Here is a 7,174-nt window from a genome sequence, read left to right on the forward strand (position 1 = left end):
GAAAGTTGAAAAGCTTGGAATCTCGGAGCGATTCTTTATGCCCGGATTTGTAGATGCACATATTTATGGGCATATTATTGATATATTTTGTGATACTTTTCCGATGGAGCAAGGGGAATCTAGGACAGAATTTACATATAAATTCAGAGGCGTTTCTTGTATGGCATTTTTGAGTATGTCAAAACAAGAATTGCATAATATCCGATTACAATCCATTGAAAGATACAAACAAAATTTCTTTTTGGTGGAAAACCACCCCTTGTCTTTTAAAGAATTTGAAAAGTATTTTTGGCTGGCAGATAATATTTATTATAGCAATGCTTCAGAATGTATTGAAAACCTAAATAATATAATAAGTATTTTTGATGATACTAAAAAAAGGGAAAAATTCATCAGCTTTTTTAGGGTGCTTTATGGTTTATATCACAAAATGGAGCAAAATGATTTTATGAAATTGATTTTGGAGGTATTAGAAGTATGACGCCAATCGTATTGCAGGAACTGTTTAACGAGTTAAGAAAAGAGAATCTCTCTTTTTGTGTAACCAACTTGAATTATAATAAGGTAATGATGAATCGTAAGTCTCAAGCGCAAGGTAGCGGGGGGGGGGGCGTTATTAGAACTATTGTTTATCCTTATGGAGAATTATTTGGAGAAATTGGGGATTTTGAGGAAAGAAATGCGTTTGAGGGTGAAGCCCCTAAGGCTATATCTAAAGAAATGGTAGAAAGGATAGCATTGCATTTGCTAAAATATGTCAAATTAAAAACAATTTATCTGCAAGTAACTACAAGGTGTAACTATGTTTGCCCAATGTGTCCATTTCACGGGGAGGGTTACGAGGGAAAATATTTCAAGGATAATCCAAGCTTGAAACCCCAAAATATGCCCTTAGAGGAAGCGAAAGGTTATGTGGATAAAATAGTGGATTATGGTGCGAATATGGTTGCAATGTCTCCTAGTGGAGAATTTTTTGTCTATCCTTATTGGGAGGAAATTAGTCGCTACATTAAATCAAAGGGTTTAAAGATTTCTGCAACAACTAATGGCTCTTTTCTCACAAAAGAGGTGATTGCTAAGCTTAAGGATATAAGGTTTGATGAGTTGATTTTCTCTATTGATTCTGTCAAACAAGAAACTTATGCTAAAGTGAGAAGCCCAAAAGAAAAGGATTATCAAACCGCTATTAATGCTCCAATTCTTGCAGCAGAATCAGGAATTTATACGCACGTGCATTTTGTTCAACAACAGCCAAATATTGGAGAAAAGGAGGAGGTACTTAAATTTTATGAAAACTCTAATGTGAAATTTATTTCTTGTGGCATTGAATTGCATACAAGTTGCGATAAGGAAATGACGATTCTACCAATTAATAGACAGCAATATATTCACGGATTGTGTGGAGCTTATAATAATATTGTGATTTTAATAGATGGAAATCTTGTTACTTGTTGTGGTTTTGCGAATCGCTATAAATATATCAAGCATAAACTAGGTGTTTGTTCTTTAAAAGAACATTCCATAGAGGAAGTAATTTCTTATCAACATTCCTTAATGGTAAATAAAGATGAAGATGTAATGAAGTTGTGTTGTAACTGCGATTTGTATCAAATGACTTTTAAACGACAAAAAGAAATGTCTATTGAAGGAAAATATCTTGCTATAAATGAACAAGAATTCAAACAATATTTTAAGGTTCCAAAAGATTTGCAAAGCACCCCAAATCATATTTTATTATGGTTGTATCAAAACAATCTCGTTACCAAAATGAAACAAGATGGAATTTTGTAGTATTGAAAGATAATAAAGTTTTATGTTATAATCAAGTTTCGAATCCTAACAAGCAAAGGCTTTTTATGACACCAGCAGTTTTACAACCGCTTTTTGAACAATGGAGAAATGAGAATTTATCTTTTTGTGTAACGAGCAAAAATTATAATAAAAGTAATAATTTAATAGAGGCTAATTCTGCGGGGGGGGGGGGTTATTCTTTCGTTATCCGTGTCATCATTTATTGGAATCTCCTGAATCTTGGGAGGAAAGCAATCGGTGGGATAAAGAACCGCCAAAGTTTTTACCTCAAGAGCAAATCAACGAAATTGCCAAACTCCTGATTACTCAATTCAAGCCAACTACCATTACATTACAAGTAACAACTTTCTGTAATTATTATTGCCCAATGTGTCCTTGGCACGGAAAAGACAATCCTTATAAGACGAAATATTATTCCAATAATCCTGAATTAAAAAATAAAAATATGCCTTTAGAAATGGCAAAAATGGCTGTAGATAAAATTGTGGAATATGGAATAACAAACATAGGATTGACGCCACAAGGCGAATTCTTTTTGTATCCTCATTGGGAGGAATTGTTGGAATATACTACCAAATTAGGTGTCAGTGTATCTGTAACCACGAATGCTTCTTTGTTGGATAAAGAAACAATAAAAAAACTAAAGAATTTTAATATAAGCATTCTTTGTGCAAGTGTTGATACATTGGATTTTAATTTATTTCAATCCATAAGAGGGAGTAATAAAAAGTTGTTTGAGAATACAATAAATGCTCCTTTTTTAATTGGTGAATTATCCAATGTTTATAAGCAAGTTAATTTTGTAGAGCAAATCCAAAATCACGATGAATTTGATACAATTTTAGATACCTTTAAATCTGCTAATGTAAATCAGATTGTAAAGATTTTAGAAACAACTTTTGATGATAGGGAACAACAAAGTGATAGAAATAGTCGCTACCCGATTCTGCTATGTGAGGATTTTGGAGGATGCATTATTCAAGTCAATGGTGATATTATGGCTTGTTGCTATATGGCATCTTATCCAAAAGCTTTAGAAAGCAAAACTCAAAATATTTATATCAATAGTTTAGATGATGCAATAAAGGCAATTAATAGTGAATTTGTTGAATCTGCACTCAATGGATTGTGTTGGAGGTGTCCCTCTTATAGAACTAGAGTGATAGATAAAAACACAATGAATATTTATAAGGGATATTTTGAGATTACGAATGCAAGGTTGAAAAGATATTTTTCTATCCCAGAAAAAATTTCTATGTTACCTGATGATGTATTGCTTTATATGTATCAAAACAATCTCGTTACTAAAATGAAGCAAGATGGAATCTTGTAGTTAAATTAAAATTGTTTTTTTAAGTTATCTTGTGAGATAATAAAAAACCTAAATAAAAGGTTTTTTATGGTTTTTATTCATTCTACTGCAAATGTTGCAAAAGAGGCAAAAATTGGAGAGGAAACAAAGGTTTGGCAGAATGTCCAAATCCGTGAGTTTGCTAATATTGGTAAAAATTGTATCCTTTCTAAGGATGTGTATATTGCTGAAAATGTTTCCATTGGTGCAAGATGCAAGATTCAAAATAGTGTCTCTGTTTTTCAAGGGGTTACTTTGGAAGACGATGTGTTTGTTGGACCAAATGTTGCTTTTACAAACGATAAGATTCCTAGAGCTTTCAATGAAAATTGGGAGATAACACCAACTCTTGTCAGAAAAGGGGCAAGTATTGGTGCAAATGCCACAATTGTTTGCGGTGTTACGATTGGCAAGTATGCAATGGTGGCTGCAGGTAGCGTGGTGACCAAAGATGTAGAGGATTATAGTCTTGTAATAGGGAATCCAGCAAAACATTATAGTTATATTGATAAAATGGGGAATAAAGTCAATGCTAAGCCAAACTGACAAATGGATAAAAATCGGCTTACTAGGTGTTGGCAGAATGGGGCAGAATCATTTGCGCATTTTATCTATGTTAAAGCATGTTGAGATTAGTTTTATTTACGATATTGCTCAAGATTCTGCTAGAGAGATTGCTAAACAATATCAAGTGCCACTTTCAACAAATCTTGATGAAGATTTGAAAAAGGTAGATGGTGTGATTATTGTAACCCCTACTTTTACGCATAGTGATTATTTCTTTAAGATTGCTCCATTAGTAAAAAATATTTTTATTGAAAAACCTTTAGCGCATACTTTGGAGGCAACCAAAAAGATCGCACAATATGTCCAACAACACAATATGTGCCTACAAGTAGGTTTTATAGAGCGTTATAATCCAGCAGTTACTGCCTTAAAAAAAGCAATCCATAATAGTCAAGTAGTGATTAATATGGATTTTACAAGGACAAATAAAATTAGCAGTCGCATTACTGATGTAGATGTTGTGATAGATTTGATGATTCACGATATTGATTTAGCTTTGTATCTCAATGGTGCAGTGGATAACATTTATGCTTACGGTTGTTGTGAGAGAGAGATGATAGAATTTGCAAGAGCAATCATTACACATAAAAATGGTGTGTTTTCTTCCATTACCGCTAGTCGTATCACAGAAAAGCGTATGCGATATATTAGTGTTACTTGTGATAATATGTATGTGGATTGCAATCTTTTAAGCAAAGAAGTCTTTGTAAATAAACAATCTTTAGAGCAGTATCTTGAAAATGTTTCTATTACTTCTAAAATGGAAACTATTGATGTGAAGCCAAGAGAAGCACTTTTATTAGAATTGATTGATTTTATTGAAGTTTGTAGGGGCAATCAAAGAGAGGTTGTTCAGGCAAAAGATGCTTTAGTAGCTATGGAAGTTGCTTATGAGATTCAATCCCAAATTAAAAGAGGATTATAATGGAATCTTTAAGGAAGCCTATTTATGATAGTGTGATTCTTGTTACAGGTGGAGCTGGTTTTATTGGCAGTCATTTAGTAGATAAACTGCTCGAAGAAAGGGCAAAACAAGTTATTGTGGTTGATAATTTATTTTTGGGTAATGAAGAAAATCTAAAATCTGCTATTCAAAAAGGAATTATTTTCTATAAAGACGATATGGAGATTCTTTCATCTGTGGAATATATTTTTGAGCGACATAAAATAGATATTGTTTTTAATTGCGCCACCAAAGCTCTTAATTATTCATTTGTGAATCCGAAAAATAGCTTTAGCGTCAATAGCGCAATAATGCTCAACCTTTTAGAAACACAAAGAAAGGGTTTGTTCCAAACGCTTGTGCATTTTTCAACTTCAGAAGTCTATGGTAGTGCAGTTTATGAGCCAATGGACGAACAGCACCCTATTAACCCAACTACAACTTACGCAGCAGGTAAGGCTGCTGCTGATATAGCTTTGAAAAGTTGGGTTTCTATGTTTGGGTTAGATTCTTTTATTGTAAGACCTTTTAATAATTATGGACCTAGACAAAATTATAAGGGTTATTTAGCAGGAGTGATTCCTATTACAATTTATAGGATATTAAAAGGAGTCTCACCAGAGATTTATGGGAGTGGTTTGCAGAGCAGGGATTTTATCTATGTAGAGGATACGATTGACGCAATTATCAAAGTTTATCCTTTAATGCCAAGGGGAGAAAGTGTCAATATTTCAACAGAGGGGCAAATTTCCATCCAAGAAGTCATCAATAAAATTGTAAAGTTTATGGATTTTAAGGGGGAGATTTTAAAAAAACCTGCTAGAAATTCTGATGTAGAATGCCATAATGCAAGCAATGCGAAAATTAAAACTTTAATTAACTATCAACTAACTCCTTTTGATGAAGGCTTAAAACGAAGCATACAATGGTATCGGGAGCATATTAAATGATAAAGTTAATTCAACCTTATATTCATTTTGACGAAGTCAAGGAAGATTTTAAAGAGATTTTTGATTCTGGTTGGCTGACAAAGGGCAAATATATTCAGCAATTTATGCAAAATTTACAAGATTACATGAATATCCAATATGCCTATGCAACCACATCAGCAACTACTGCTTTGAGTATTTGCCTTAAGGCATTGAATCTGCAAAGTCAAGATGAGGTAATTGTATCAGACTTTTCCTTTCCTGCTACTTCAAATGTATTGGAGGATTTAGGAGTTAAACCGATATTTGCAGATGTTTGTTTATCTACTTTTAATATGCTTCCAGAGGAGATTGAAAAGAAAATTTCTGAAAAGACCAAAGCAGTTATTTTTGTGCATGCACTAGGGAATCCTAGTGGTGTTTCTAAGATTCAAGAAATATGTCGGCATTATAAAATTCCATTGATAGAGGACGCAGCTTGTGCAATAGGCAGCAGTGAGTGCGGTAAAAAAGCCGGTACATTTGGTGAGTTGGGTTGTTTTAGTTTTCACCCTAGAAAACTCTTAACGACAGGAGAAGGAGGGGCGGTTGTTTTTAATGAGGAAAGTTTTAAGGAATTTTTTGAAATCAAATTAAATCACGGAGCAGTGTTTCATCAAGATAAATTTGACTTTGTGGATTTTGGTTATAATTATAGACTTCCAGAATTACAAGCTGTTATGGGTATCAAGCAGTTAAAAAAGCTAGACAATATCATTCAAGAAAGAAACCAAATCAGGAAAGCATATATTCAATATTTGAACCCTTTAGGATTCCAAGCTCAAGAAATTAATAAAGAAGTAGTTTTTAATGTGCAGTCTATGGTTTTTGTTGTTCCAAAAAATATTTGTAGAGATGATTTAATTACTTATTTATATCAAAATGGCATAGAAAGCACTTTGGGCACTTATTGTTTAAGTGGCACAACTTTTTGCAAGAATAAATACAATGCGATTCAAAAGAATGCAAAATTTTTAGAAGATTCTACTTTAACACTTCCTTGCTATAAGGGGGTTGATGTAGAGTATATTTCTCAAACTATTCAAAAGTTCTTAACATAGGAAAGCAATGAAAAATAAAAATATTTTAAAGCAAAAAAGAAAGATATTTAGTTTCTTTTCTTATTTGAGGGATAGAAAAAAGATAAAATATAATAGAGTCTTGCCCTTGAATGAATATCTTAGTAATCGTTGGGAAAAGGCAAATTATTTACAATGGGGAGAGGGAAGTAACTGCTATGATAATGTCTATGTTTTTGGCGATGTGCAAGTAGGAGAAAATACCTTTGTTGGTCCTTTTTGTATTCTTGATGGAGGCGGGGGGTTAAGAATTGGTAAGTTTTGTTCTATTTCTGCTGGAGTGCAGATTTATACACACAATAGTGTGCAGTGGTCTCATCAAGGAGGTGGCTCACTTGAATATGCTCCTGTTGTAATAGAGGATTACTGCTATATTGGTCCTAATTCAGTGATAAGTATGGGCGTTACGATTGGAAAGGGAGCTATTGTAGGGGCTTGTAGCTTTGTAAATAAA

General features: G+C 33.2%; 7 protein-coding genes and 1 pseudogene. All 8 read left to right on the forward strand.

Going from position 1 to position 7,174, the window contains the following annotated elements; all coding sequences use genetic code 11:
• A pseudogene (locus tag Q1553_RS07440) lies at nucleotides 1-481 on the forward strand (hypothetical protein); the annotation flags it as partial.
• A complete protein-coding gene (locus Q1553_RS07445) occupies nucleotides 478-1,791 on the forward strand; it encodes a radical SAM/SPASM domain-containing protein (protein ID WP_300743269.1) in 1,314 nt (437 codons plus the stop codon). The pseudogene Q1553_RS07440 and the gene Q1553_RS07445, both read left to right, overlap by 4 nt.
• Nucleotides 1,792-2,014: 223 nt before the next feature.
• Nucleotides 2,015-3,145, forward strand: coding sequence for a radical SAM protein (locus Q1553_RS07450; RefSeq protein ID WP_300706232.1), 1,131 nt, complete (start codon nucleotides 2,015-2,017; stop codon nucleotides 3,143-3,145).
• 66 nt (nucleotides 3,146-3,211) lie between these two features.
• Nucleotides 3,212-3,709, forward strand: a complete 498-nt coding sequence (locus Q1553_RS07455; protein WP_181881614.1) for an acyltransferase — start codon at nucleotides 3,212-3,214, stop codon at nucleotides 3,707-3,709.
• Complete coding sequence (locus tag Q1553_RS07460; protein ID WP_115551268.1) at nucleotides 3,693-4,655, forward strand: Gfo/Idh/MocA family oxidoreductase; 963 nt, start codon at nucleotides 3,693-3,695, stop codon at nucleotides 4,653-4,655. The genes Q1553_RS07455 and Q1553_RS07460 overlap by 17 nt, the downstream gene beginning before the upstream one ends.
• Nucleotides 4,655-5,623, forward strand: coding sequence for an NAD-dependent epimerase/dehydratase family protein (locus Q1553_RS07465; RefSeq protein WP_115551267.1), 969 nt, complete (start codon nucleotides 4,655-4,657; stop codon nucleotides 5,621-5,623). The genes Q1553_RS07460 and Q1553_RS07465 overlap by 1 nt, the downstream gene beginning before the upstream one ends.
• A complete protein-coding gene (locus Q1553_RS07470; RefSeq protein WP_300668289.1) occupies nucleotides 5,620-6,702 on the forward strand; it encodes an aminotransferase class V-fold PLP-dependent enzyme in 1,083 nt (360 codons plus the stop codon). The genes Q1553_RS07465 and Q1553_RS07470 overlap by 4 nt, the downstream gene beginning before the upstream one ends.
• A gap of 7 nt (nucleotides 6,703-6,709) precedes the next feature.
• The coding region (locus Q1553_RS07475) for an acyltransferase (RefSeq protein WP_300842871.1) at nucleotides 6,710-7,174 on the forward strand (465 nt) is incomplete at its 3' end.

It is taken from the genome of Helicobacter sp. UBA3407 (assembly GCF_949747025.1).
In the GTDB taxonomy this organism is placed as follows: Bacteria; Campylobacterota; Campylobacteria; order Campylobacterales; family Helicobacteraceae; genus Helicobacter_D; species Helicobacter_D ganmani.